Origin of the sequence: Streptomyces sp. NPDC012935 (genome assembly GCF_042900345.1) — a bacterium.
Classification (GTDB): Bacteria; Actinomycetota; Actinomycetes; order Streptomycetales; family Streptomycetaceae; genus Streptomyces.
Map to the genome: position 1 here is coordinate 123468 of NZ_JBIBBC010000016.1, position 25125 is coordinate 148592.

Sequence of the window (25125 nt, forward strand, 5' to 3'; positions counted from 1 at the left end):
CTCCCGGGTGGTGCCTGCCGACGTCACGTGCGTCGCTGCTTCCGCTAGTCGAGTGTGGCCTGCCCGGGTGCAGCCTGCCACAACCTTGCCGAGTTGCCCGGCGTGTCGGGCACGGGCCCTGGATCGCCGTTATGGCACGGTTACCTATTCGCAACGCTAAGTGACCAACTCCGTCACCCTGTGCAACTAGCCCCCTCCCGGCGGTCCTTGAAGGCCACGGACGCCCAGGCGGGAGACCGGACCCAGGGCTCGCAACAGTACTCCATTCGGGCCACGTGCGTGGATTGGCACGCCGCCCAACTTCTGGCAAGAAGTGTGACTCGGCCGTCCGTTGGGCGTTTCGCCGATCTTGAACGTGGCGTACTTCACGCAAACCCCGGAAACGGAACTAATGCTTTCGTCCGCACGTCGCCCAGCAGCGAAGTCGGTCGACAAAGCGGATCGAGCCGCTCAGGCGCTACGCCCCCAACACCCGCCGCAGATAGTCGTTCTGGAAGCGGCGGTCGGGGTCGAGTCGGTCCCGCAGCGCCGTGAACTCGCCGAAGCGCGGATATACCTGAGCGAAGTACTCGGCGTCCCGCGTGTGCACCTTGCCCCAGTGCGGCCGCCCCTCGTGCGCGGTGAGGATGCGCTCGACGGCGGTGAAGTACCGCTGGTACGGGGTGCCCTTGACCATGTGGACGGCGATGTACGCACTGTCACGGCCCGAGGCGGTGGACAGCGTGATGTCGTCGGCCGGCGCGGTGCGCACCTCGACCGGGAAGCTGACCCTGAGACCGGCGCGGTCGACCATGGCCTTCACTTCGAGCAGCGTCTCCACGACGGCCTCGCGCGGGACGGCGTACTCCATCTCCACGAAGCGCACCCGGCGCGGCGATGTGAAGACCTTGTACGGGATGTCGGTGTAGGTCCGCGCGGACAACGCCTTGCTGGAGACCCGGGCGATCGTGGGGATGGTGGCGGGCGCCGCGCGGCCGACCCACTGGGCGACCTGGAAGACCCCGTTGGAGAGGAACTCGTCCTCGAACAGGCCCCGGAGCCGGGGTACCGGCTTCTCCGGGCCCGCACTGCGGTTGTTGCGCTTGGTGTTGGTGCTGCCGGTGTGCGGGAACCAGTAGAACTCGAAGTGCTCGTTCTCGGCCCACAGTTCGTCGAAGTCCGACAGGACCTTGTCGAGCGGCATCGGCTCCTCGCGTGCGGAGAGCAGGAAGATGGGCTCGACGGCGAACGTGATCGCGGTGACGACACCCAGCGCGCCGAGGCCGATCCGGGCGGCCGCGAACACCTCGGGGTTCTCCTTCTCGGAGCAGGTGAGCACCGAACCGTCTGCCGTGACCAGTTCCAGGGCCTTGATCTGGGCGGCGATCGAGCCCGACTCGCGGCCCGTGCCGTGGGTGCCCGTGCTGGTGGCGCCGGAGACCGTCTGCTCCATGATGTCGCCCATGTTGGTGAGCGAGAGTCCCTCGCGCGCGAGGGCCGCGTTGAGCCGCCTGAGCGGGGTGCCCGCCTCGACCGTGACTGTCATGGCCTCCCGGTCGATGTCGCGGATGCCGGTCAGCAGCTGAGGGCGGATCAGCACGCCGTCGGTGGCGGCGATGGAGGTGAAGGAGTGTCCGCTGCCGACCGCCTTCACCTTCAGGCCGTCCTCGCCGGCCCGGCGTATCGCCGCGGACAACTCCTCGACGGAGGCGGGAGTGACCTCCCGCGCGGGGCGGGCGGCGACCGTGCCGCCCCAGTTACGCCACGTGCCGTTCCTGCCGCTCGCTGTGCTGCTCAACGGTGCCTCCCCGACGCGGAGCCGGCTTGCTGAGCCGGCGGTACCCCAGAAAACCGACCACGACCGCGACGGCCCCGGACACCGCCGGAACCCCGTACCCGGCGCCCGCACCGGCGGCGTCGATCACCCAGCCGGCCGCGGAGGAGCCGAGCGCGACCCCGACCGCGAGCCCGGTGCTCACCCAGGTCATGCCCTCGGTCAGTTGCGCGCGTGGTACGTGCTCTTCGATCAGGGACATGGTCGTGATCATCGTGGGAGCGACGGCCATGCCCGAGACGAACAGCGCCACAGCCAGAAACGGCAAGTTTCCGACCAGTAGGAGGGGGATCATACTCACGGCCATCGCGCATATGCCCAGCAGCCAACGACGTTCGGGCGCCCCTTTGAAGCGCAGCAGCCCGAACACGGCGCCCGCCGCGCAGGAGCCCGCCGCGTACAGGGCGAGGACGATGCTCGCGGCGCCCTTGTGGCCCTGCTCCTCGGCGAAGGCCACGGTGACCACGTCGACGGCACCGAAGATCGCTCCGGTCGCCACGAACGTGGCCATCAGGACCTGGAGCCCGAGCGAGCGCAGGGCCGAGCCGTCGTCGTGTTGCTCGCGCGGGTGCGGCGCGGGCTCGGTGGCCCGCTGTGCGGTCAGCCAGAAGACGCCGACCGCCAGGAAGCAGCCCGCGAGCAGCGGCCCGGCCTCCGGGAACCATGCCGTGGACAGTCCGATGGAGATGATCGGCCCGAAGATGAAGCAGACCTCGTCGATCACGGACTCGAAGGAGTACGCGGTGTGCAGCTGAGGCGTCCCGCGGTACAGGGCGGCCCAGCGGGCCCGGGTCATCGCCCCGACGCTCGGCACGCAGCCGATGCCGGCGCACGCCGCGAACAGCACCCAGTCCGGCCACGCGTAGTGGGCGGCGAACAGCAGCAGGGCCGCCGCCACGAGCGTGATCAGCGTCGCGGGACGCAGCACCCGCCGCTGCCCGTACCGGTCGACCAGCCGCGAGACCTGCGGGCCGGCCACCGCGGCGGCGAGCGCGATGGTGGCCGACAGCGCGCCGGCGAGGCCGTACCGCCCGGTCAGCTGGGACACCATGGTCACGACGCCGATGCCCATCATCGACAGCGGCATCCGGCCGAGGAACCCCGCGGCGGTGAAGCCCTTGGAGCCGGGGGCGGCGAACAGGGCGCGGTAGGGGCTCGGCACGGGGGTCTCCGTCAGGCAGGAGCAGCGGGGGCTGCGGTGGCTCGGGGTGGTGCAGGCAGGCGTGCGGGCACACGACAGGGCGTGAAGGCGCCCCGTAAGGCGTGTGGATGGCCGATACAGCTTACGAGTTAGGTGACCCTAACGCACCCGCTCGGACGCAGGGGGAACCCGGGTGGTCACCCCGCCGTTTCCAGGCTGTCAGTACCGGATGACAGGATCGATCCATGCCAGACGTGCGCGATGCCACCCCCTACGACGCCCTGCTCCTGCTCTCGTTCGGCGGCCCCGAGGGCCCGGACGACGTGATCCCGTTCCTGGAGAACGTCACCCGCGGGCGGGGCATCCCCACCGAACGCCTGAAGGAAGTCGGCGAGCACTACTTCCAGTTCGGCGGCGTCAGCCCCATCAACGACCAGAACCGCGCCCTGCTGGACGCCCTGCGCAAGGACTTCGCCGAGCACGGTCTGGATCTGCCGATCCACTGGGGCAACCGCAACTGGGCGCCGTACCTGACGGACACGCTGCGCGAGATGGTCGCCGACGGCCGCCGTCGCATCCTCGTCCTCGCCACCAGCGCCTACGCGTCCTACTCGGGGTGCCGGCAGTACCGCGAGAACCTCGCGGACTCGCTCGCCGCCCTCGCGGCCGAGGGCCTGGAGCTGCCGAGGATCGACAAGCTGCGGCACTACTTCAACCACCCCGGCTTCCTGGAGCCGATGATCGACGGCGTGCTCGACTCCCTGGCCGACCTTCCCGAGGACGTCCGGGACGGCGCCCACATCGCGTTCTCCACCCACTCGATCCCGACCGCGGCCGCCGACAGCTCCGGCCCCGTCGAGGGCCACGGCGAAGGCGGGGCGTACGTCGAGCAGCACCTGGATGTCGCGCAGCTGATCGCCGACGCCGTACGCGAGCGCACCGGCGTCGACCATCCCTGGCGGCTCGTCTACCAGTCCCGCTCCGGCGCCCCGCACATCCCGTGGCTGGAGCCCGACATCTGCGACCACCTCGAGGAGCGGCACGAGGCCGGCGTCCCGGCCGTCGTGATCGCGCCCATCGGCTTCGTCTCCGACCACATGGAGGTCCTCTACGACCTCGACACGGAGGCCAAGGCCAAGGCCGAGGAGCTGGGTCTGCCGATGCGCCGCTCGGCCACCGTCGGCGACGACCCGCGGTTCGCCGCCGCGATCCGCGACCTCGTCCTGGAGCGCGCCGCCGTGGAGCGCGCGCAGGAGGTCACGCCCTGCGCCCTGGGCGCGCTCGGGGCGAGCCACAACCTCTGCCCGGTGGGCTGCTGCCCGTCCCGCGCACCCAGGCCCGCCGCGGCGGGCGCCGACAGCCCCTACGCATGAGGAGCACCGTGACCGACGCCCTGCACACGGAACTGCTCACCCTCGCCCAGGAGGCCGCCCGCCGCGCGGGAGAGCTGCTGCGCGACGGCCGGCCGGCCGACCTCGCCGTCGCGGCGACCAAGTCGAGCCCGATCGACGTGGTCACCGAGATGGACATCGCGGCCGAGAAGCTGATCACGGGCCTGATCTCCGAGCACCGCCCGGACGACGGCTTCCTCGGCGAGGAGGGCGCCTCCACCGAGGGCACGAGCGGCGTCCGCTGGGTGATCGACCCCCTGGACGGCACCGTCAACTACCTCTACGGACTGCCGACTTGGTCCGTGTCCATCGCCGCCGAGCAGGACGGAGAGACGGTCGCCGGCGTCGTGGCGGCCCCGATGCGGGGCGAGACCTTCCACGCGGTCCGCGGCGGCGGTGCGTGGGCCACGGGCGCCTGGGACGGTGAGCGCAGGCTCACCTGCCGTCCCCCGGCCCCCCTCGCCCAGTCCCTGGTCTCGACGGGCTTCAACTACGTCACCGAGGTGCGCACGCACCAGGCCGCCGTCGCCCAGCGGCTGATCCCCCTCCTGCGCGACATCCGCCGTGGTGGCTCGGCCGCGATCGACCTGTGCGATCTCGCCGCCGGCCGACTGGACGGCTACTACGAGCGGGGTCTCAACGCCTGGGACCTCGCGGCCGGCGACCTGATCGCCCGTGAGGCGGGCGCGCTGACGGGTGGACGCCCCGGAGAGCGCCCCTCACGCGACCTGGCGGTGGCGGCGACGCCGGGGGTCTTCGAACCCCTCCAGCAGCTGCTGGAGGACCTGGGCGCCTGGCACGACTGACGGCACGGCACCGGGCAGAGACAGGGCCCCGGCAGCACAAGAAGCAGGGCCCCCGGCGCTGGATTCGCCGGGGGCCCTGTGGTGCTCACGAGCCGGTCAGACGCCGCTCGTCGCGCCGACTTCCACGCCATGCTCGGCGGCGAGGCGGCGCAGGTCGTCGAGCTCGCCCTGCTCCACTTCGACGAGGAAGTCGTCGCCCTCGTCGAGAGCCCGCGTCAGGTCGGACTCGGTCGCCCTTATGCGCTGCAGAAGTCCTGCGGTGAATGCGTCCATGCTGCGCCCCCTCGTCCTGGGTCGGTGGGTCGGTGGCACGGGGGTGTGCCGTTCGGAAGGGACGATCACGTCTCCGGTGGATGCCCAGCGCTGCCCTTGCCGGGCGGCGACGGTGCCGGACACCCACGCCCACTCTGCGGAAAGCGGATCGCCTCGTACCGCATGGTGGTGCGGTACAAGCAGAGCGTGATCGCGGGGTGTAAAGCCGTCCTCCCCCCGCTCTCTTCCGCGGAAACCTCAACCGGAAGAGAAAATCTCGCATTCCCGGGCTTCACACCCGCCCTTCATGGCCCACTCACCCGTCTTACCGCCGACTTATGGCCGAAAAGGGCAGGATGGAGGTCAAGACACCCGACATGGACCCCTGCCCGCGCGCGATGACATGCGCTACGCGGGTGGACACAGGAAGGACAAGCGACGTGCGCGTACTCGTCGTCGAGGACGAGCAACTGCTCGCCGATGCGGTGGCCACCGGACTGCGCCGGGAGGCCATGGCCGTCGACGTCGTGTACGACGGTGCGGCCGCCCTGGAGCGCATCGGCGTCAACGACTACGACGTGGTCGTCCTCGACCGCGACCTCCCCCTCGTGCACGGCGACGACGTCTGCCGCAAGATCGTCGAACTCGGCATGCCCACACGCGTGCTGATGCTCACGGCGTCGGGCGACGTCAGCGATCGTGTCGAAGGGCTGGAGATCGGCGCCGACGACTATCTGCCCAAGCCCTTCGCGTTCAGCGAGCTGACGGCACGCGTGCGTGCCCTCGGCCGCCGCACGAGCGTGCCGCTGCCGCCCGTCCTGGAGCGCGCCGGCATAAAGCTCGACCCCAACCGCCGCGAGGTCTTCCGCGACGGCAAGGAGGTGCAGCTGGCGCCGAAGGAGTTCGCCGTCCTGGAGGTGCTGATGCGCAGCGAGGGCGCGGTCGTCTCGGCCGAGCAGCTGCTGGAGAAGGCCTGGGACGAGAACACCGACCCGTTCACCAACGTGGTCCGGGTGACCGTCATGACACTGCGCCGCAAACTGGGAGAGCCGCCGGTGATCGTCACCGTCCCCGGTTCCGGCTACCGGATCTGATGTCCCATGGCCACGACACCCGCGCCTCCGCAGGCGCCCCCGAAACCCACCTGGGCCCCCCGCAGGGCGGAGTCCGCCTTCCCATGGCTGCGTCCCACCATCCGCATACGGCTCACGCTGCTGTACGGCGGCATGTTCCTGATCGCCGGCATCCTGCTGCTGTCGATCATCTATCTGCTGGCCGCGCAGGCCATCAGCACGGGCAACCAGCCACCGTTCAAGATCGTGAGCGCCAGTAACGAGATCAGGGTCGCCAGCGCCGACTGCCCCGCGATCAACAACGCCAACGGCCTGCGGCTCGACGAGTTCAACTCCGCGATCAGCGAATGCATCGACCAAAAGCGCCGGGTCGCCCTGGACGATCTCCTCAGCCGCTCCCTGCTGGCGCTCCTCGGCCTCGCGATCATCGCCTTCGCCTTCGGTTACGCCATGGCCGGCCGTGTCCTGTCGCCGCTGGGCCGGATCACCCGGACCGCGCGCGCGGTGGCGGGCTCGGACCTGTCCCGCCGTATCGAGCTGGACGGGCCGGACGACGAGCTGAAGGAGCTCGCCGACACCTTCGACGAGATGCTGGAGCGGTTGCAGCGGGCCTTCACCGCCCAGCAGCGCTTCGTCGGCAACGCCTCGCACGAGCTGCGCACCCCGCTCGCGATCAACCGCACGCTCCTCGAGGTGCACCTGTCGGACCCGGCCGCCCCGGTGGAACTCCAGCAGCTCGGCAAGACACTGCTGGCCACCAACGAGCGCAGCGAGCAGCTGGTCGAGGGCCTGCTGCTGCTCGCCCGCAGTGACAACCAGATCGTCGAGCGCAAGCCGGTGGACCTCGCGGAGGTGGCCGAGCAGGCCGTCGACCAGGTGCACGCGGAGGCACAGGCCAAGGGCGTGCTGATCCGCGGCGAGCAGAAGCCCGCCGTGGTCCAGGGCAACGGCGTGCTGCTGGAGCGGATCGCGCTGAACCTGGTGCAGAACGCCGTCCGGTACAACATCCCGGAGGGCGGCTGGGTCGAGGTCACCACCGAGGTCCAGCACGGGCAGGCGGTCCTGGTCGTCTCCAACACCGGGCCGGTGGTGCCGGCGTACGAGATCGACAACCTCTTCGAGCCGTTCCGGCGGCTGCGTACGGAGCGCACGGGCAGCGACAAGGGTGTGGGTCTGGGACTGTCCATCGTGAGGTCCGTGGCGCGGGCTCACGGCGGACACATCTCGGCGCAGCCACGCGAGGGCGGAGGTCTCGTGATGCGAGTGACCCTTCCGGTCTGAGACCATGTGCGCCGACACCCGGCGGGTATTCGGGGATGTTCGCTTTGCGCGGAATTTTCTGGGCACCCGGTCGGCAGTCCTGTGTGTGATCGATCACAAGGGCGGTTTTCCGGCCATCTACTCTCCGTGATCATGTGCCCTGTCGGAAAGCCGGGAAAATCCGGGTTTTCGGGGGTCCTGATCACGGGAAGTACACGGTGAGACGCCTTTGAACTGCGGCATTGGGACCGTGTACGGTCCCGTTCGCCATCCAAGCCGATCACTCATGAGGGGTCCGGTTGGGTGTCGATTGAGTAACAGACCTTGATGTGAGGCAAAATCTCCGCCTCGGGTCGGGCACAAGTCCGGCCTCTCACGCGTTACGTGCGCTGGAGACACCGCAGACACCCAGAGGGGGAGAGCGACATGGCAACGGATTACGACACCCCACGCAAGACCGACGACGACGTCGACTCGGACAGCCTTGAAGAGCTGAAGGCCAGGCGGAACGACAAGTCGACGTCCGCAGTGGACGTCGACGAGTTCGAGGCTGCCGAAGGCCTGGAGCTGCCCGGCGCGGACCTCTCGAATGAGGAGCTGGCCGTCCGGGTGCTGCCCAAGCAGCAGGACGAGTTCACCTGCATGAGCTGCTTCCTGGTGCACCACCGCAGCCAGCTGGCTCGGGAGAAGAACGGCCAGCCGATCTGCCGCGACTGCGACTGAGGTCGGGTCGGGCATGACTGGCTCGACCCCTCCTTGGAAGCGCCGCTTCCCCGCGCGGGGAGCGGACCAGGGGCCGTCCGACGGCTCGTACGGCGCGCGTGAAGGCGAGCGGGGCTCATCCGACAAGGGAGCCTCGCTCGAACCGATGTCCGGGTCTGACCTCCCGGCATCGGTGGAGGTTCCCGCGCCCGTCGCAAAGCGGCGGGTCGTGGTGATCCGGGAAAAGGCCAGGGAGGGGGTCCGTAAGGGCGGCAGCCGCGCCAGGGCGGGCCTGGCGTACCTCGCCGACCGGATCATCGAGAACGCCCCGCGGATCCCCGTACGGGACCTCGCGACCCTGCGTCGGCACTTCCCGGGCCTCGGGCCCGAGCAGCTCGCGGACAAACTCGTGGCGGGCGCCGCGAACGCGAGCTCCACGGTCGGTGCGGGAGTGGGTGCGGCGGCGATGCTGCCGGTGCCGCCCGCGATGCCGACGGAACTGGCCGCGGAAGTCACCGGTGTGGCCGCGATCGAGCTGAAGATGATCGCCGAGCTGCACGAGGTGTACGGCGTACGCCCGCCCGGCAATCTCAGGGAACGCAGCACCGCCTATCTGTCCTCGTGGTCCGAGGAGCGCGGCATCGATCCGATGAAGCCTGCGACGGTCAACGCCGCTCTCGGCGGCCAGATGAAGCGCGAGCTGCGTCAGCAGATCATGAAGCGCATGGTCCGGAACCTGCCGAACCTGATGCCCTTCATGGTGGGCGCCGCCGTCGGCGCGGTCATGAACCGCCGGGACACCAAGAGACTCGCGGCACGCATTCGGGCGGACCTCCGGAAGATCCAGGTCCCGTGGGACGAGCTGCCGGAACTGCCCGCTCTTGAACGCCCGGCGCACCCGCTCGAGATGGGCGACATCATGCGTGAAGCCCGGCACAAGAAACCAGGCGACGGCTGAGAACCGGCAGTCGGGACGCCCGGGAGAGGCCGTTCGGAGTGCCACGGCGAAAGTTTTACGACCGGCAGAGCAAGCCTTGACCAGGGCCGGTGACGGCCCGTTCTGGTGTGCTAGGCCGAGACCTTGGCCGCCTTGATCGCCGCGGCCAGCCGCTCCGGCTCACGGGTCGACAGGTAGAGGTACGGGGTCGGGTCCTCGGGATCGGTGACCTCGACCCGCAGGGCCGTGGGGATGTAGGCGCGCAGCAGCAGAAAGGCCCGTGTGTCGGCCTTGTGGGTGCGCCAGGCGCGGGCCTCCTCCGGGTCCAGCACGTGGGCCTCGCCGAGCGCCCGCACCGGAACCTTCGCCTCACCGGCGATCAGCGCGTCGCCCACCACACGGATGCGGACTGAGCCGTACGAGCTGGCCATGACGGCCGCCGCGGCGGTGCCGCCGACCAGGCCTGCGAGCATCGGCAGCGTGCCGAAGGGCAGCAGGATCAGGGCCAGGGAGAGCCCGACCAGGCACGAGACCAGCCACCAGGAGCGGGGGGCGGTGAGTCGTTCTTCGTACGGGGCGGCGGAGAGCTGCATGGAGCCAAGCTTGGCACGGTGTCCGGATACGGCCGACGCGCGGGTAAGGTCTGCGGCTGTGAGTGGCAAATCCCCGTCTCTTGAGCCTCCGGCCGACGCCGTGAAACCGGTGCGGCATGCCGAGGCTCCCGCGCCCGGTGAGCTTCTCGGTGCGCACTACGGCGAGTGTTTCGGCTGCGGCGGCGAGCAGCCCCACGGACTGCACCTGGAGGCACGGGCGGGTGACGGCGTCAGCATCACGGCCGAGTTCACCGTGCAGCCCGCCCATCAGGGCGCGCCCGGGCTGGCGCACGGCGGTGTCCTCGCGACCGCCCTCGACGAGACCCTCGGCTCGCTGAACTGGCTGCTGCGGACGATCGCCGTCACCGGACGGCTGGAGACAGACTTCGTACGGCCGGTTCCGGTGGGCACGGTGCTGTACCTGGAGGCAGAGGTGACGGCGGTGGCGGGCCGCAAGATCTACTCCACCGCCACCGGGCGGATCGGCGGCCCCGAGGGGCCCGTCGCCGTCCGTGCCGACGCCCTCTTCATCGAGGTGAAGGTCGACCACTTCATCGACAACGGCCGCCCGGAGGAGATCCGGGCCGCCATGAACGACCCGGACCAGGTCCGGCGTGCCCGTGCCTTCGAGGTGAACCCGTGAGCCGTGAACCCCTGAACGTGCTGATCCGCCGGGTCGACCCGGACGTACCGCTTCCGACGTACGCGCTCCCCGGTGACGCGGGAGCGGATCTGCGCACCACCGAGAGCCGCGAACTCAAGCCGGGGGAACGGGCCGTGCTGCCCACCGGGGTGTCTGTCGCCCTCCCGGAGGGGTACGCGGCCTTCGTGCACCCGCGTTCCGGTCTCGCCGCCCGCTGCGGTGTCGCCCTGGTGAATGCCCCGGGGACGGTTGATGCCGGGTACCGTGGGGAGATCAAGGTGATCGTGGTGAATCTCGACCCGCACGAGCCCGTGCGGTTCGAGCGCTTCGACCGGATTGCCCAACTGGTTGTCCAGCAGGTCGAGAGGGTTCGCTTCCAGGAGGTCGCGGAGCTTCCCGATTCGGCACGGGCCGAGGGGGGCTTCGGGTCCACCGGCGGCCATGCCGCGGTGGACGAAACAAGCGATACAAGCGGTCAGGCCGCCGATGGCGGCGCTACGGGTGGGAATCGATACGCTTCGGTCGTATCCGACCGGGAAGGACAGTGACGTGTTCGGACGTCGCAACAAGAAGGGTGCCGCCGAGGACGCGGCGGGCGAGCCCGAGCAGGTCGTCGACATCGACACTGAGGCGGACGACGACGGTACGCGCGAGCGCGTACGGCTGGAGCCGGAACCGCGGCCCGACGGGCCCTGGGACAGCTCCGAGGTCCGCGAGCCCGGCGAGGGCCGGGTGGACCTGGGCGGCCTGTTGGTGCCGGGCGTCGACGGCATGGAACTGCGCGTGGAGGTCGCGGGTGACGCGATCGTCGCGGCCACTGTCGTGCTGCGCGACAGCGCCATTCAGCTGCAGGCCTTCGCCGCGCCCAAGCGCGAGGGCATCTGGGGCGAGGTGCGTGAGGAGATCGGCTCGGGCATCACTCAGCAGGGTGGCATCATCGACGAGGTCGAGGGGCCGCTCGGCTGGGAGCTGCGGGCCCAGGTACCGGTTCAGCTGCCGGACGGCACGGGCGGTTTCCAGGTCGTGCGGTTCGTCGGTGTGGACGGACCCCGCTGGTTCCTGCGCGGTGTGATCTCGGGTCAGGGTGCCGTGCAGCCGCAGGCGGCCGGTCTCCTCGAGCAGATCTTCCGGGACACGGTCGTGGTGCGCGGCGAGGGCCCGATGGCCCCCCGTGACCCGATCGTCCTGCAGCTGCCGACCGACGCCCAGATGGTCCCCGAGGGTGTCCAGCAGGAGGAGGCCGGTTCGCGCTTCTCCGGCGGCATGGGCCAGCTCCAGCGCGGACCGGAGATCACCGAGGTTCGCTGAATCCCGGAGCGACATCAGGGCCGTACCCCTCAGGGGTGCGGCCCTTTCTCGTGCGTGAACTCTTGACGGTGTATTGGTCTGTACCTACCGTCTCGGCCCAACGCGCCTGTTCATAAAGGCGCTTCACGTTCACATACGAGAACGGAAGGCCCCCCAACGCATGCGCAGAACCGCACTCCTCGCGGCCGCGGCCGCCCTCGTCGCCGGTGTTCTCGCCTGGCCCGCCGACGCCGCTCCCGCCACCTTCGTCCACCCCGGAGTCACAGTCTCCAAGGGGCAGTTGGACTTCACCCGCTCCAAGGTCAACGCCGGCGCCCAGCCCTGGAAGGGCGCCTTCGACCGGATGATGGCGAGCAAGTACGCCGATCTGAACCGCACCCCCAAGCCCCGCGCGGTCGTCGAGTGCGGTTCGTACTCGAACCCCAACTACGGCTGCACCGACGAGCGCGAGGACGCGATAGCCGCCTACACCCAGGCCCTCGCCTGGTACATCACCCGCGACGAGCGGCATGCGAGGAAGGCCATCGAGCTGATGGACGCCTGGTCGGCCACGATCAGGGACCACACCAACAGCAACGCGCCCCTGCAGACGGGGTGGGCCGGCTCGTCCTGGCCCAAGGCCGCCGAGATCATCAAGCACACGTACACCGGGAACTGGGCGAACTCCGGACGGTTCGCCACCATGCTCCGCAGCGTCTACCTGCCCGAGATCATCAACGGCTCGAACTCCAACGGCAACTGGGAGCTGTCGATGATGGAGGCCGCCGTCGGCATCTCCGTCTTCCTCGAGGACAAGGCGTCGTACGACAAGGCCATGGGGAAGTTCCGCACCCGTACCGCCGCCTATGTGTACCTGTCCTCGGACGGCGATCTGCCGAAGACCGTGCCGAGCCAGAACCTCGACACCCGCGAGAAGATCGTCAACTACTGGCAGGGGCAGTCCACCTTCGTCACCGGCCTCACCCAGGAGACCTGCCGCGACTTCACGCACACCGGCTACGGCATCTCCGCGATCTCGCACGTGGCGGAGACCAGTCGGATCCAGGGGCAGGACCTGTACGGCACCGACGTCGGTGAGCGGCTGCGGCACGCGCTCGGGTTCCAGGCCAAGTACGAGCTCGGTGAAGGCGTGCCCAGCTGGCTGTGCCGCGGCTCGCTGAAGCTCGGGCTCGGCCCCGTCACCGAGGTCGGGCACAACGCCCTGGCCAACCGGCTCGGCCATGCCATGACCAACACCGAGACGCTGAACACACGCAACCGCCCGTCCGGCAGCAACAACCTCTTCGTGGCCTGGGAGACCCTCACGCACGGCGACAACCCCGGCTGAGTCCTCACGACGTGCCTGGCGGGAGCGTCAGAGTTGCGTCAAAGACGCTTCCGCCACCGCACCCGGTCCCATTTGTCGCGAATATTGGCCGTAAGGTCGACGCTGCGTAGGCAGCAGTGGCCGGAACACAATGAGGAACATGGGACGCGGCAGGCTTCGGATCTATCTCGGCGCGGCACCGGGCGTCGGCAAGACATACGCGATGCTCGCCGAGGCGCACCGGCGGGTGGAGCGCGGCACCGACTGCGTGGTCGCGTTCGTGGAGCACCACGGCCGGCCGCGCACCGAGGTGATGCTGCACGGACTGGAGCAGATACGGCGCAAGGACCTGACGTACCGCGGCTCGTCCTTCACCGAGATGGACGTCGACGCCGTACTGGCCCGGCATCCGCAGGTCGCGCTCGTCGACGAGCTGGCCCACACCAACATCCCGGGCTCGCGCAACGCCAAGCGCTGGCAGGACGTGGAGGAACTGCTCGCCGCCGGCATCGACGTGATATCGACCGTCAACATCCAGCATCTGGAGTCGCTGGGGGACGTCGTCGAGTCGATCACGGGCGTACGGCAGCAGGAGACCGTGCCGGACGAGGTGGTGCGCCGGGCCGACCAGATCGAGCTGGTCGACATGTCGCCACAGGCGCTGCGCCGCCGGATGGCACACGGGAACGTCTACCAGCCGGACAAGGTCGACGCGGCCCTTTCGAACTACTTCCGCCCCGGGAACCTGACGGCACTGCGGGAGCTGGCCCTGCTCTGGGTGGCCGACCGCGTGGACGAGTATCTGAAGCAGTACCGCAGTGATCACCGGGTGTCGAAGATCTGGGGCTCGCGGGAGCGGATCGTCGTGGGCCTGACCGGCGGCCCGGAAGGGCGGACGCTGATCCGCCGGGCCGCCCGGCTGGCGGAGAAAGGCGCGGGCGGTGAGGTGCTCGCCGTCTACATCGCCCGCAGCGACGGCCTGACCTCCGCCTCGCCCAAGGAACTGGCCGTCCAGCGCACCCTCGTCGAGGACCTCGGCGGAACCTTCCACCATGTCGTCGGCGACGACATCCCTGCGGCCCTGCTGGCCTTCGCGCGCGGCGTCAACGCCACCCAGATCGTCCTCGGCTCCTCGCGCCGCAAGAGCTGGCAGTACGTGTTCGGACCGGGCGTGGGCGTGACGGTGGCCCGGGAGTCGGGCCCCGACCTCGACGTGCACATCGTCACGCACGAGGAGGCCGCCAAGGGGCGCGGCCTTCCCGTGGCCCGCGGAGCGCGCCTCGGCCGACCGCGGATCCTCTGGGGCTGGTTCACCGGTGTCGTCGGTCCCGTGCTGCTCACGCTGCTGCTGACCCATGTCGACGCCGACCTCGGTCTCGCCAACGACATGTTGCTGTTCCTGACCCTGACGGTGGGCGCCGCCCTGCTCGGCGGGCTCTTCCCGGCCCTCGCGTCGGCGGCGGTCGGCTCGCTGCTGCTGAACTGGTTCTTCACGCCACCCGCCCACACGCTGACCATCGCCGACCCGAAGAACCTGCTCGCACTCGTGATCTTCGTCTTCGTGGCGGTGTCGGTGGCCTCCGTGGTGGATCTGGCGGCCCGCCGCACCCACCAGGCGGCACGCCTGCGCGCCGAGTCGGAGATCCTCTCCTTCCTCGCGGGCAACGTGCTGCGCGGCGAGACCGGCCTGGAGGAGCTGCTGGAACGGGTCCGCGAGACCTTCGGCATGGAGTCCGCGGCCCTGCTGGAGCGCGAGAGCGACGTCGACCCGTGGACGTGCGCCGGCCGGGTGGGCCTGGAACGGGCACCGCAGCGGCCCGAGGACGCGGACGTGGACGTGCCGGTCGGCGACCACATGGCGCTCGCTCTGACCGGCCGGGTGCTGCCCGCCGAGGACCGCCGGGTGCTCGCCGCCTTCGCCGCCCAGGCCGCGGTCGTCCTGGACCGCCGCAGGCTCCAGGAGGAGGCCGACCAGGCCAAGGAACTGGCCGAGGGCAACCGCATCCGTACGGCGCTGCTCGCCGCCGTCAGCCATGACCTCCGTACGCCGCTCGCGGGCATCAAGGCGGCGGTCTCGTCGCTGCGGTCCGACGACGTGGCCTGGTCCGAGGAGGATCAGGCCGAACTGCTGGAGGGCATCGAGGAGGGCGCCGACCGACTCGACCACCTGGTCGGGAACCTCCTCGACATGTCCCGGCTGCAGACCGGCACGGTGACGCCGCTCATCCGCGAGATCGACCTCGACGAGGTGGTGCCGATGGCGCTCGGCGGGGTGCCGGAGGACAGCGTCGAGCTGGACATCCCGGAGACGCTGCCCATGGTCGCCGTGGACCCCGGGCTGCTGGAGCGGTCGGTGGCCAACCTGGTCGAGAACGCCGTCAAGTACAGCCCCGACGACGGCGGGGTCCTCGTCGCCGCCAGCGCCATCGCCGACCGGGTCGAGGTCCGGGTGGTCGACCGCGGCCCGGGCGTCCCGGACGAGGCCAAGGAACGCATCTTCGCGCCCTTCCAGCGCTACGGCGACGCCCCGCGCGGAGCCGGAGTGGGCCTCGGCCTCGCGGTCGCACGGGGCTTCGCGGAGGCGATGGGCGGCACGCTCAACGCCGAGGACACACCGGGCGGCGGCCTCACCATGGTGCTCACGCTGCGGGCCGCGGGAACGCGCGCGCCGCACGAAGAGGGGGGCGGGCCGGTGGAGCCCCCCGTGAAACCCGAAAGGCAGGTCACATGCTGAGCCCGACCGGGGGGACCCCCCAGGCCCCCACGAGGGTGCTGGTGATCGATGACGAGCCGCAGATCGTGCGTGCCCTCGTGATCAACCTCAAGGCGCGCAAGTACGAGGTCGACGCGGCCCACGACGGCGCCACCGCCCTCGAACTCGCGGCCACCCGCCACCCCGACGTGGTCGTCCTCGACCTCGGTCTGCCCGACATGGACGGCGTCGAGGTGATCCGCGGGCTGCGCGGCTGGACCCGGGTGCCGATTCTGGTGCTGTCCGCCCGGCACTCCTCCGACGAGAAGGTCGAGGCGCTGGACGCGGGCGCCGACGACTACGTCACCAAGCCCTTCGGCATGGACGAACTGCTCGCCCGGCTCCGCGCCGCCGTCCGCCGCGCCGAACCGGTCGGGCCCGGCGAGGACGACGTGACGACGGTGGAGACCGAGGCGTTCACCGTCGACCTGGCCGCGAAGAAGGTCAACCGGGGCGGCAAGGACGTACGGCTGACCCCCACGGAGTGGCATCTGCTGGAGGTGCTGGTCCGCAACACCGGCCGGCTCGTCAGCCAGAAGCAGCTGCTCCAGGAGGTGTGGGGGCCGTCGTACGGGACGGAGACGAACTACCTGCGGGTGTACATGGCCCAGCTGCGCCGGAAGCTGGAGGCCGATCCGTCGCACCCCAAGCACTTCATCACCGAGCCGGGGATGGGGTACCGGTTCGAGAAGTGAGCCGCGGGCGCGCCGGCGGCGGCTGGTTCGGGCGCCGGCACCGGGGGTACGAGAGTGTCGGTGCACCCCGGTAGGCTTCAAGACATGAGTGCTGTTCCTCGTTCGGAAAAGTCGGTGGGCCGGTTCCGGCGCATGCTCGACCGGCTCTCCTCGTCGCAGGAGGACCTGGAGTCCGAGGAGCTGCGTGAGGACGCCGAGACGACCGGCTGTACCAAGATCGGTGACTGCCGTGACCGACAGATAGTGACGGTTACTGGTACGTTGCGCACGGTCACCCTGCGGCCGCGTGCGGGAGTCCCCGCCCTGGAGGCCGAGCTGTTCGACGGCTCCGCCGCCCTGGACGTGGTGTGGCTCGGCAGGCGCGCCATAGTCGGGATAGAGCCGGGGCGCCGGCTGATCGCATCGGGCCGGATCTCCATGAGCCGGGGCCGCCGGGTGCTGTTCAACCCGAAATACGAACTGAGACCCCTCGGACGGGAGTAGCCGGTGACGTCGCTCGACAAGCCGACTGAAGACACCACCGACACAGCCGCAGACGCCGAGCAGAATGCCCGGGCGGTGACCGAGGCCGCGCTGTTCGAGGCCTTCGGCGGCATGCGCGGCATGGTCGAGACGGTGCTGCCCGGTCTGCTCTTCGTCACCATCTACACGATCAACAAGGATCTGCACCTCTCGGCCATCGCCGCGCTCGCGGTGTCCCTGGTGCTGGTGGTGGTGCGCCTGGTGATGCGGGACACCATCAAGCACGCGTTCAGTGGCGTCTTCGGCGTCGCCTTCGGTGTCGTGTTCGCGATGATGACCGGCAACGCCAAGGACTTCTACCTGCCCGGCATGCTCTACACGCTGGGACTGGCGCTCGCGTACATCATCACGACCCTGTGCGGCGTGCCGTTGATCGGGCTGATCCTCGGGCCGGTGTTCAAGGAGAACCTCTCCTGGCGCACCCGCAATCCCGGGCGCAAGAAGGCGTACGCGAAGGCCAGCTGGGCGTGGGGCCTGATCCTGCTCGCCAAGTGCGCGATCCTCTTCCCGCTGTACTGGTGGGCGGACACCACGCAGTTCGGGTGGGTGCTGATCGCCCTGAAGATTCCGCCGTTCCTGCTGGCCGTGTGGCTGACGTGGGTCTTCCTGGCGAAGGCGCCCGCGCCGATCGACGTGTTCGCGGAGATGGAGGCGGCCGAGAAGGCCGAGCTGGAGCGGAAGGCTGCCGCCGGCTCGGGCGAGTAGGTACCCGGCGTGGGTGGCCCTCTCCGGGGGCTGCCGCCCCCAGGCCCCCGCTGTCCGCCTGAACGGCCTCGTCCTCAAACGCCGGACGGGCTGGCTGTGGCCGGCCTGAACGGCCTCGTCCTCTAGTCCGGACGGGCTGGTTGTGGCCGGCCTGACCCCAAACGTGAAGGGCGCCCTGTGATCCCCAGGGCGCCCTCCGTCGTCGTATGCCCGCAGGGCTAGCCCGCCGCGTCCTCGCGCCGCACCGACAGCAGGTCCTCCAACTGCTCCTCCCTGGCCTGGGCGGCCACGAAGAGGAGTTCGTCCCCTGCTTCCAGGGAGTCCTCGCGGGAGGGAGTCAGGACCCGGGTGCCGCGGATGATGGTCACCAGGGAGGTGTCCTGGGGCCATTCCACGTCGCCGACCTGGGTGCCGGCGAGGGCCGACTCCTCCGGGAGGGTCAGTTCGACGAGGTTGGCGTCGCCGTGGCTGAAGCGCAGCAGGCGGACCAGGTCGCCGACCGAGACCGCTTCCTCGACCAGGGCAGACATCAGGCGGGGGGTGGAGACGGCCACGTCGACGCCCCAGGCCTCGTTGAACAGCCACTCGTTCTTGGGGTTGTTCACGCGGGCCACGACGCGCGGTACGCCGTACTCCGTCTTCGCCAGCAGGGAGACGACCAGGTTGACCTTGTCGTCGCCCGTCGCGGCGATCACCACGTTGCAGCGCTGGAGGGCTGCCTCGTCCAGCGACGTGATCTCGCAGGCGTCGGCCAGCAGCCACTCCGCCTGCGGCACTCGTTCGACCGAGATGGCGGTCGGCGCCTTGTCGATCAGAAGGACCTCGTGGCCGTTCTCCAGCAGTTCGCCCGCGATCGAGCGGCCCACCGCGCCGGCACCGGCAATGGCGACCCTCATCAGTGACCGCCCTCCTCTTCGGGACCCTTGGCGAACGCCGCCTCGACCTTGTCGACCTCGTCGGTGCGCATCATGACGTGCACCAGGTCGCCCTCCTGCAGCACCGTCTGCGAGGTGGGCAGGATCGCCTCACCGAGCCGGGTCAGGAAGGCGACGCGGACGCCCGTCTCCTCCTGCAGCCTGCTGATCTTGTGGCCCACCCACTCCGTGGACGCGTGCACCTCGGCGAGCTGCACGCCGCCGGTGGGGTCCCGCCACAGCGGCTCGGCACCCGAGGGCAGCAGGCGGCGCAGCATCTGGTCGGCCGTCCAGCGGACCGTGGCCACGGTGGGGATGCCCAGGCGCTGGTAGACCTCGGCGCGACGGGGGTCGTAGATCCGGGCCGCGACGTTCTCCACGCCGAACATCTCGCGGGCCACGCGCGCGGAGATGATGTTGGAGTTGTCACCGCTGGAGACGGCGGCGAACGCGCCCGCCTCCTCGATGCCCGCTTCACGCAGGGTGTCCTGGTCGAAGCCGACCCCGGTCACCCGGCGGCCTCCGAAGCCGGGACCCAGTCGGCGGAACGCGGTGGGGTCTTGGTCGATCACGGCGACCGTATGCCCTTGTTGCTCCAGGGTCTGGGCAAGAGCGGAGCCCACCCTTCCGCAACCCATGATGACGATGTGCACGGCGCTTACCCCGCACTCCTCGTGAGGCGTCTGACTTGCGTGAACGTGGTGCTCATATCCTTCTCTCGGTTCGCCGGGCAACAAGCGCGGGCCGGTCGGGGACCGCTGGGCAACATCATGCCGGGGAATCCCGTCGATGATCCCCCGCGGTTCGGATCGTGGGCTCGCGTGTGCCTTCGTCCACCGTAGCCTCCGGGTCCGACAGGCCGACCGGGGAGTCCCGCCCCTGCGGGAGCGGCCCCTCAGCGGCGGTTGAAGCTGCGCAGGCTGGCCAGTGTCAGGACACCGAGGCCGGCGAGCGAGACGAGGGCTCCGACGAGCTGAGCGGTCGTCTGCGACATGAGGTCTCCCGGGTGGTTTCAGGCAGGTGATGAGCGTTCAGGCGCAGGTCATGGAGGCATGGGGGCGCCGGACGGACCGGCGCAAGGCGCGAGCGCGGCACGGAATTCACCCCGGCGCCGCGCGTGATTTCACCCGGATGTGCTCCGGCCCAGGCAGGGGGCCTACGATTCTCTGTTGTGTCCAAACTGACCGACGTGCCCAAACGGATTCTGATCGGGCGCGCGCTGCGCAGCGACCGGCTGGCGGAAACGCTCCTGCCGAAGCGCATCGCTCTGCCCGTCTTTGCCTCCGACCCGCTGTCCTCCGTGGCATACGCGCCCGGAGAAGTACTGCTGGTCCTCTCCATCGCGGGCGTGTCGGCGTACCACTTCAGCCCCTGGATCGCGGTCGCGGTCGTCGTGCTGATGTTCACCGTGGTCGCCTCCTACCGGCAGAACGTGCACGCCTACCCGAGCGGTGGCGGCGACTACGAGGTGGCGACCACCAACCTCGGCCCCAAGGCGGGCCTGACGGTAGCGAGCGCCCTGCTCGTCGACTACGTCCTGACCGTCGCCGTGTCCATCTCCTCCGGCATCGAGAACCTCGGCTCCGCGATCCCGTTCGTGGTCGAGCACAAGGTCGAGTGCGCCGCCGCGGTGATCCTGCTGCTGACGGTGATGAACCTGCGCGGCGTACGGGAGTCCGGCGGCCTCTTCGCCATCCCGACGTACGTCTTCGTCGTGGGCGTCTTCATCATGATCGCGTGGGGTGCGTTCCGCGGGCTGATCCTCGACGACACCATGCGGGCACCCACGGCGTCGTACGAGATCAAACCGGAGCACGAGGGACTGGCGGGCTTCGCGCTCGTCTTCCTCCTGCTGCGCGCCTTCTCCTCCGGCTGTGCCGCGCTCACCGGTGTCGAGGCGATCTCCAACGGCGTCCCGGCCTTCCGCAAGCCGAAGTCGAAGAACGCGGCGACCACGCTCGCGATGATGGGCCTGCTGGCCGTCACGATGTTCTGCGGCATCATCGCGCTCGCCATGGTGACCAAGGTCCGCATGGCCGAGAACCCGGCCGTCGACCTCATCAAGGACGGCGTCGCCGTCGGCTCCGGCTATGTCCAGAACCCGGTGATCACCCAGGTCGCCGAGGCCGTCTTCGGCAAGGGCAGCTTCTTCTTCATCGTGCTCGCCGCGGCCACCGCCCTGGTGCTGTTCCTGGCGGCCAACACCGCCTACAACGGCTTCCCGGTGCTCGGCTCGATCCTCGCCCAGGACCGCTATCTGCCGCGCCAGCTGCACACCCGCGGCGACCGGCTCGCCTTCTCGAACGGCATCGTGCTGCTGGCGGGCGCGGCCATGCTGCTGGTGTGGGTCTACGGCGCCGACTCCACGCGCCTGATCCAGCTGTACATCGTCGGTGTGTTCGTCTCCTTCACGCTCAGCCAGACCGGCATGGTCCGGCACTGGAACCGCCTGCTGAGGACGGAGAAGGACCAGGCCAAGCGCCGCCACATGGTCCGCTCCCGCGCGATCAACACCTTCGGTGCCTTCTTCACCGGCCTGGTCCTGATCGTCGTCCTCGTCACCAAGTTCACGCACGGCGCCTGGGTGGCCCTGCTCGGCATGGTGATCTTCTACGGCACGATGACGGCGATCCGCCGCCACTACGACCACGTCTCCGAGGAACTCGCCGCCCCCGAGGGGCCGAGCGACGACAGCGTACGGCCGTCCCGCGTGCACTCGGTCGTCCTGGTCTCCAAGATCCACCGCCCCGCCCTGCGCGCCCTGGCCTACGCCAAGTTGATGCGCTCGGACACCCTGGAGGCGCTCAGCGTCAACGTCGACCCGGCGGAGACCAAGGCGCTGCGCGAGGAGTGGGAGCGGCGCGGGATCGACGTACCGCTGAAGGTGCTCGACTCGCCCTACCGCGAGATCACGCGGCCGATCATCGAGTACGTGAAGGGGCTGCGCAAGGAGTCCCCGCGCGACGCCGTGTCCGTGATCATCCCCGAGTACGTCGTCGGCCACTGGTACGAGCATCTGCTGCACAACCAGAGCGCGCTCCGGCTGAAGGGCCGGCTGCTGTTCACGCCGGGCATCATGGTGACCTCGGTGCCCTACCAGCTGCAGTCGTCCGAGGTGGCGAAGGCCCGGGCCCGCAAGCGGCAGGACTGGAACGCGCCGGGAGCGGTGCGGCGGGGGCCGGCCCAGGAGCGGGCGAAGGAGCCCGCCGAGCCGGACGCTCAGCGCTGAGTCGGGCCGGGGCGCGGCGGGCTTACGGGGCCTGATGCGCGGCGGGCTGACGGGGGCCTGGTGCGCGGCCGGGAGCACGTAGACTGGTCGGCTGTTGTCAGGCCCGTGCCGCTGAAGAGCGCCGTCGGGGGCCGCGCCGTCCCGCCTCTCGATCTGGAGTCACCCCACCATGCAGGCAGAACAGAAGAAGTCGCTGGTGGGGGAGGAGTACGAGGTCGAGATCGGCCCCGTGGCCCACGGCGGGCACTGCATCGCCCGCACCGACGCCGGTCAGGTCCTGTTCGTCCGGCACACCCTGCCCGGCGAGCGGGTCGTGGCCCGGGTGACCGAGGGTGATGAGGGCGACCGCTTCCTGCGCGCCGACGCGGTCGAGATCCTGTCGGCCTCGAAGGACCGCATCGAGGCCCCCTGTCGCTTCGCCGGGCCCGGCCGCTGCGGCGGCTGCGACTGGCAGCACGCCAAGCCGGGGGCGCAGCGCCGGATGAAGGGCGAGGTCATCGCCGAGCAGTTGCAGCGGCTCGCGGGACTCACACCGGAGGACATCGGCTGGGACGGCACGGTCATGCCGGCCGAGGGCGACAAGCTGCCCGCGGGGCAGGTGCCGCAGTGGCGGACGCGCGTGCAGTACGCCGTCGACGCCGACGGCCACGCCGGACTGCGCCGGCACCGCTCGCACGACGTCGAGCCGATCGACCACTGCATGATCGCCGCCGAGGGCGTCAGCGAACTCGGCATCGAGAAGCGCGACTGGACCGGCATGGCGGGAGTCGAGGCGATCGCGGCGACCGGTTCGCAGGACCGCCAGGTGATCCTGACGCCGAGGCCGGGCGGGCGCCTGCCGATCGTCGAACTGGACCGGCCGGTCTCGGTGATGCGGGTCGGCGAGAAGGACGGCGGCGTCCACCGCGTCCACGGCCGCCCCTTTGTCCGCGAACGTGCGGACGGCCGTACCCACCGGGTCGGCAGCGGCGGATTCTGGCAGGTTCACCCGAAGGCCGCGGACACCCTGGTGACGGCGGTCATGCAGGGCCTGCTGCCCCGCAAGGGCGAGATGGCCCTCGACCTCTACTGCGGCGTCGGCCTCTTCGCCGGCGCCCTCGCCGACCGCCTCGGCGACAAGGGCGCGGTCCTCGGCATCGAGTCCGGCAAGCGCGCGGTGGAGGACGCCCGGCACAACCTGGCCGACTTCGACCGAGTGCGGATCGAGCAGGGCAAGGTCGAGTCGGTCCTGCCGCGTACGGGGATCACCGAGGTGGACCTGATCGTCCTGGACCCGCCACGGGCCGGCGCCGGCCGGCAGACGGTGGCGCACCTGGCATCGCTGGGCGCGCGGCGTATCGCGTATGTGGCTTGTGATCCGGCGGCGTTGGCGCGGGACTTGGGGTACTTCCGGGAGGGGGGGTATCGGGTGCGGATGTTGCGGGCGTTTGATCTGTTTCCGATGACGTCGCATGTTGAGTGTGTGGCGATTCTGGAGCCGGCTGAGAAGGGCAACTGACCCGCGCGTCGTGTGATCGTCGCCCTCGGGGGATGACGTCGTGGTCCGCACGGCTAGGGTGTGGCGCCGTACTCGGCGGATCACTTCCCTGACGAGAGGGGACCGGTGCTGATGGACGCGGATCACGTGGGGCTGGTCGTCGCGGCGCAGCGCGGTGACCAGCGGGCTCGCGAGGAGCTCGTTTCCGCATATCTGCCGTTGTTGTACAACATCGTCGGACGGGCGCTGAGCGGTCATTCCGACGTGGACGACGTCGTCCAGGAGACGCTGCTGCGCGCGGTACGCGACCTGCCCGCGCTGCGGACCCCGGAGAGCTTCCGGTCGTGGCTGGTGTCGATCACGCTCCGGCAGATCAACACGTACTGGCAGCGGCAGCGCACCCTCGCCGACCGGACCACGCTCCTCGACGAGGCGCTCCCGGTGCCGGACGCCGCCGCCCCGCTGGAGGAGACGACGATCCTGCGGCTGCGCATGTCGGACGAGCGCGGGCAGGCGGTCGAAGCCGGCCGTTGGCTCGACGCGGAACACCGGGTGCTCCTTTCGCTGTGGTGGCAGGAGTGCGCCGGGCTGCTCAGCCGCCAGGACATCGCCGACGCGACGGGGAACAGCGTCGCCCACACCGGGGTCCGCCTGCACCGCATGCGCGAGCAACTGGAACTGAGTCGGACGATCGTCGCCGCGCTGGCGGCCGAACCGCGCTGTCCGGGGCTCGATGCGACCGTCTCCGGATGGGACGGTGCGCGAACTTCTGTGTGGCGTAAGCGCATTGGTCGACACGTGCGCGAATGCCCGATATGCACTGGTGTGGCGGCCGAGCGGGTTCCGGCCGAGTTGCTCCTGGCCGGCCTCACGCCACTGGCCGTGCCGGCAGCACTCCTCGGGGCGCTGATCGCGAAGGGCCTGCTGTCGGGTACGACGGTGACGGCGGTGACGACGGCGGCAACCGCGAGCGCTACGGGTACGACGGCAGGGGGCGGCGTTGTGCTCGGCAAGCTCCACGCGGTGACCGCCCATCCGATCGCGACCCTCGCCACGGGCGCGGTGCTCGTCACCGGGACCGCCACGTACGTCGCCTGGCCGGAACCGGAGCACCGGGTGCCCGGTGCTGTCGCCGCACCGACGGCCGGTACGACCACCCCGGCTCCGTCGGCCACGCCGTCGCCGTCTCCGTCGCCGTCGGGTCCGGCCGTGGTTCCGCTGGGCTTGCGGTCCCTCGAGTCCGTGGACCGGCCCGGCCGATTCCTCACGTACGACGGTGACTTCGCGACGCTCGGCAGCGTTGCGGCCACCTTCACTGTCCGCAAAGGGCTCGCGGACAGCCGATGTGTCACGTTCCGGGCGGCCGACGGCCGGTATCTGCGCCACCACTATCTGCGGCTGCGCCTGAGCGCCGACGACGGCAGCCGGCTGTTCCGGGAGGACGCCACCTTCTGCCCGCGCCCCGGGACGGTCGAGGGATCGGTGACTCTGCACGCGCACAACTACCCGGGCTCCGTCCTGCGGCCCCGCGACGGATCGATCCGCCTCGACGGCTCCAACGGCACGCGTACCTTCACCGGCCAGGCCTCTTTCGTCGTCCGCTGAC

Annotated in this window: 23 protein-coding genes; 17 read left to right on the forward strand and 6 right to left on the reverse strand. The window is 70.1% G+C overall.

Annotation, left to right across the window (positions count from 1 at the left end; translation table 11 throughout):
* Nucleotides 1-457 precede the first annotated feature (457 nt).
* Both ACFY5C_RS31530 and ACFY5C_RS31535 read right to left on the reverse strand, forming a co-directional pair.
* Entirely contained in the window at nucleotides 458-1777 is a 1320-nt protein-coding gene (locus tag ACFY5C_RS31530; RefSeq protein ID WP_389450528.1) for a D-arabinono-1,4-lactone oxidase, read from the reverse strand.
* Nucleotides 1737-2975, reverse strand: coding sequence for an MFS transporter (locus ACFY5C_RS31535; protein WP_389450531.1), 1239 nt, complete (start codon nucleotides 2973-2975; stop codon nucleotides 1737-1739). The genes ACFY5C_RS31530 and ACFY5C_RS31535 overlap by 41 nt, the downstream gene beginning before the upstream one ends.
* Nucleotides 2976-3199: 224 nt before the next feature.
* Between ACFY5C_RS31535 and ACFY5C_RS31540 the strand changes: the two genes are divergently transcribed.
* Together ACFY5C_RS31540 and ACFY5C_RS31545 are read left to right on the forward strand one after the other, a co-directional pair.
* On the forward strand, nucleotides 3200-4327 hold the full coding sequence (locus tag ACFY5C_RS31540; protein WP_389450534.1) for a ferrochelatase: 1128 nt from the start codon (nucleotides 3200-3202) through the stop codon (nucleotides 4325-4327).
* Nucleotides 4328-4335: 8 nt separating this feature from the next.
* A complete protein-coding gene (locus ACFY5C_RS31545; protein WP_389450728.1) occupies nucleotides 4336-5151 on the forward strand; it encodes an inositol monophosphatase family protein in 816 nt (271 codons plus the stop codon).
* A gap of 96 nt (nucleotides 5152-5247) precedes the next feature.
* On the opposite strand, the gene ACFY5C_RS31550 is transcribed toward ACFY5C_RS31545, so the two are convergent.
* A complete protein-coding gene (locus ACFY5C_RS31550; protein ID WP_389450537.1) occupies nucleotides 5248-5424 on the reverse strand; it encodes a hypothetical protein in 177 nt (58 codons plus the stop codon).
* Nucleotides 5425-5843: 419 nt separating this feature from the next.
* Between ACFY5C_RS31550 and ACFY5C_RS31555 the strand changes: the two genes are divergently transcribed.
* The 4 genes from ACFY5C_RS31555 (at nucleotide 5844) to ACFY5C_RS31570 (ending at nucleotide 9396) form a co-directional block, all read left to right on the forward strand.
* Nucleotides 5844-6497, forward strand: a complete 654-nt coding sequence (locus ACFY5C_RS31555) for a response regulator transcription factor (RefSeq protein ID WP_007385219.1) — start codon at nucleotides 5844-5846, stop codon at nucleotides 6495-6497.
* Between the two features lie 6 nt (nucleotides 6498-6503).
* Nucleotides 6504-7757 carry a sensor histidine kinase gene (locus tag ACFY5C_RS31560; RefSeq protein ID WP_389450540.1) on the forward strand — a complete coding sequence of 418 codons (1254 nt, stop codon included), beginning with the start codon at nucleotides 6504-6506 and terminating at the stop codon, nucleotides 7755-7757.
* Nucleotides 7758-8162: 405 nt separating this feature from the next.
* Nucleotides 8163-8459, forward strand: coding sequence for a DUF4193 domain-containing protein (locus ACFY5C_RS31565; protein WP_005481602.1), 297 nt, complete (start codon nucleotides 8163-8165; stop codon nucleotides 8457-8459).
* A gap of 13 nt (nucleotides 8460-8472) precedes the next feature.
* Complete coding sequence (locus tag ACFY5C_RS31570; protein ID WP_389450543.1) at nucleotides 8473-9396, forward strand: hypothetical protein; 924 nt, start codon at nucleotides 8473-8475, stop codon at nucleotides 9394-9396.
* Nucleotides 9397-9506: 110 nt separating this feature from the next.
* On the opposite strand, the gene ACFY5C_RS31575 is transcribed toward ACFY5C_RS31570, so the two are convergent.
* Nucleotides 9507-9968, reverse strand: coding sequence for a DUF3093 domain-containing protein (locus tag ACFY5C_RS31575; protein WP_389450546.1), 462 nt, complete (start codon nucleotides 9966-9968; stop codon nucleotides 9507-9509).
* Between the two features lie 58 nt (nucleotides 9969-10026).
* Between ACFY5C_RS31575 and ACFY5C_RS31580 the strand changes: the two genes are divergently transcribed.
* The 8 genes from ACFY5C_RS31580 to ACFY5C_RS31615 all read left to right on the forward strand — a co-directional run bounded on the left by ACFY5C_RS31580 (nucleotide 10027) and on the right by ACFY5C_RS31615 (nucleotide 17899).
* On the forward strand, nucleotides 10027-10611 hold the full coding sequence (locus ACFY5C_RS31580; RefSeq protein WP_389450549.1) for a PaaI family thioesterase: 585 nt from the start codon (nucleotides 10027-10029) through the stop codon (nucleotides 10609-10611).
* The gene (gene dut / locus ACFY5C_RS31585; protein ID WP_389450552.1) at nucleotides 10608-11159 is read left to right on the forward strand and encodes a dUTP diphosphatase; all 552 of its coding nucleotides are present in this window, start codon (nucleotides 10608-10610) and stop codon (nucleotides 11157-11159) included. The genes ACFY5C_RS31580 and dut overlap by 4 nt, the downstream gene beginning before the upstream one ends.
* Before the next feature lies 1 nt (nucleotide 11160).
* Entirely contained in the window at nucleotides 11161-11919 is a 759-nt protein-coding gene (locus ACFY5C_RS31590) for a DUF3710 domain-containing protein (RefSeq protein ID WP_328422478.1), read from the forward strand.
* A gap of 160 nt (nucleotides 11920-12079) precedes the next feature.
* Complete coding sequence (locus ACFY5C_RS31595) at nucleotides 12080-13246, forward strand: alginate lyase family protein (RefSeq protein ID WP_389450555.1); 1167 nt, start codon at nucleotides 12080-12082, stop codon at nucleotides 13244-13246.
* Nucleotides 13247-13385: 139 nt separating this feature from the next.
* Nucleotides 13386-15959 carry a DUF4118 domain-containing protein gene (locus tag ACFY5C_RS31600; protein WP_389450557.1) on the forward strand — a complete coding sequence of 858 codons (2574 nt, stop codon included), beginning with the start codon at nucleotides 13386-13388 and terminating at the stop codon, nucleotides 15957-15959.
* Nucleotides 15953-16672 carry a response regulator gene (locus ACFY5C_RS31605; RefSeq protein WP_389450560.1) on the forward strand — a complete coding sequence of 240 codons (720 nt, stop codon included), beginning with the start codon at nucleotides 15953-15955 and terminating at the stop codon, nucleotides 16670-16672. Before ACFY5C_RS31600 ends, ACFY5C_RS31605 begins: the two co-directional genes overlap by 7 nt.
* Before the next feature lie 84 nt (nucleotides 16673-16756).
* Entirely contained in the window at nucleotides 16757-17155 is a 399-nt protein-coding gene (locus ACFY5C_RS31610) for an OB-fold nucleic acid binding domain-containing protein (protein WP_389450563.1), read from the forward strand.
* Nucleotides 17156-17158: 3 nt separating this feature from the next.
* Nucleotides 17159-17899, forward strand: a complete 741-nt coding sequence (locus ACFY5C_RS31615) for a DUF3159 domain-containing protein (RefSeq protein WP_389450566.1) — start codon at nucleotides 17159-17161, stop codon at nucleotides 17897-17899.
* A gap of 218 nt (nucleotides 17900-18117) precedes the next feature.
* Here ACFY5C_RS31615 and ACFY5C_RS31620 read toward each other — a convergent pair whose 3' ends face one another.
* Both ACFY5C_RS31620 and ACFY5C_RS31625 read right to left on the reverse strand, forming a co-directional pair.
* The gene (locus tag ACFY5C_RS31620; protein WP_062670424.1) at nucleotides 18118-18795 is read right to left on the reverse strand and encodes a TrkA family potassium uptake protein; all 678 of its coding nucleotides are present in this window, start codon (nucleotides 18793-18795) and stop codon (nucleotides 18118-18120) included.
* Nucleotides 18795-19466: a potassium channel family protein gene (locus ACFY5C_RS31625; protein ID WP_389450568.1), complete on the reverse strand. Its 672-nt coding sequence runs from the start codon at nucleotides 19464-19466 to the stop codon at nucleotides 18795-18797. The genes ACFY5C_RS31620 and ACFY5C_RS31625 overlap by 1 nt, the downstream gene beginning before the upstream one ends.
* Before the next feature lie 518 nt (nucleotides 19467-19984).
* On the opposite strand from ACFY5C_RS31625, the gene ACFY5C_RS31630 reads away from it, so the two are divergent.
* From ACFY5C_RS31630 to ACFY5C_RS31640, 3 genes are all read left to right on the forward strand, one after another.
* Entirely contained in the window at nucleotides 19985-22042 is a 2058-nt protein-coding gene (locus ACFY5C_RS31630; protein WP_389450571.1) for an APC family permease, read from the forward strand.
* A gap of 169 nt (nucleotides 22043-22211) precedes the next feature.
* The gene (locus ACFY5C_RS31635) at nucleotides 22212-23540 is read left to right on the forward strand and encodes a class I SAM-dependent RNA methyltransferase (protein WP_389450574.1); all 1329 of its coding nucleotides are present in this window, start codon (nucleotides 22212-22214) and stop codon (nucleotides 23538-23540) included.
* A gap of 111 nt (nucleotides 23541-23651) precedes the next feature.
* Nucleotides 23652-25124 carry a sigma-70 family RNA polymerase sigma factor gene (locus ACFY5C_RS31640; protein ID WP_389450577.1) on the forward strand — a complete coding sequence of 491 codons (1473 nt, stop codon included), beginning with the start codon at nucleotides 23652-23654 and terminating at the stop codon, nucleotides 25122-25124.
* Nucleotide 25125 lies beyond the last annotated feature (1 nt).

Excerpts from the sequence above, each read along its gene's own strand:
- ACFY5C_RS31635 (WP_389450574.1), top strand. The coding sequence starts at position 22,212 with ATGCAGGCAGAACAGAAGAAGTCGCTGGTGGGGGAGGAGTACGAGGTC.
- ACFY5C_RS31540 (WP_389450534.1), top strand. The coding sequence starts at position 3,200 with ATGCCAGACGTGCGCGATGCCACCCCCTACGACGCCCTGCTCCTGCTC.
- ACFY5C_RS31575 (WP_389450546.1), bottom strand. The coding sequence starts at position 9,968 with ATGCAGCTCTCCGCCGCCCCGTACGAAGAACGACTCACCGCCCCCCGC.
- ACFY5C_RS31550 (WP_389450537.1), bottom strand. The coding sequence starts at position 5,424 with ATGGACGCATTCACCGCAGGACTTCTGCAGCGCATAAGGGCGACCGAG.
- ACFY5C_RS31605 (WP_389450560.1), top strand. The coding sequence starts at position 15,953 with ATGCTGAGCCCGACCGGGGGGACCCCCCAGGCCCCCACGAGGGTGCTG.
- ACFY5C_RS31560 (WP_389450540.1), top strand. The coding sequence starts at position 6,504 with ATGGCCACGACACCCGCGCCTCCGCAGGCGCCCCCGAAACCCACCTGG.
- ACFY5C_RS31570 (WP_389450543.1), top strand. The coding sequence starts at position 8,473 with ATGACTGGCTCGACCCCTCCTTGGAAGCGCCGCTTCCCCGCGCGGGGA.
- ACFY5C_RS31600 (WP_389450557.1), top strand. The coding sequence starts at position 13,386 with ATGGGACGCGGCAGGCTTCGGATCTATCTCGGCGCGGCACCGGGCGTC.
- ACFY5C_RS31620 (WP_062670424.1), bottom strand. The coding sequence starts at position 18,795 with ATGAGGGTCGCCATTGCCGGTGCCGGCGCGGTGGGCCGCTCGATCGCG.
- ACFY5C_RS31595 (WP_389450555.1), top strand. The coding sequence starts at position 12,080 with ATGCGCAGAACCGCACTCCTCGCGGCCGCGGCCGCCCTCGTCGCCGGT.
- ACFY5C_RS31565 (WP_005481602.1), top strand. The coding sequence starts at position 8,163 with ATGGCAACGGATTACGACACCCCACGCAAGACCGACGACGACGTCGAC.
- ACFY5C_RS31610 (WP_389450563.1), top strand. The coding sequence starts at position 16,757 with ATGAGTGCTGTTCCTCGTTCGGAAAAGTCGGTGGGCCGGTTCCGGCGC.
- ACFY5C_RS31640 (WP_389450577.1), top strand. The coding sequence starts at position 23,652 with ATGGACGCGGATCACGTGGGGCTGGTCGTCGCGGCGCAGCGCGGTGAC.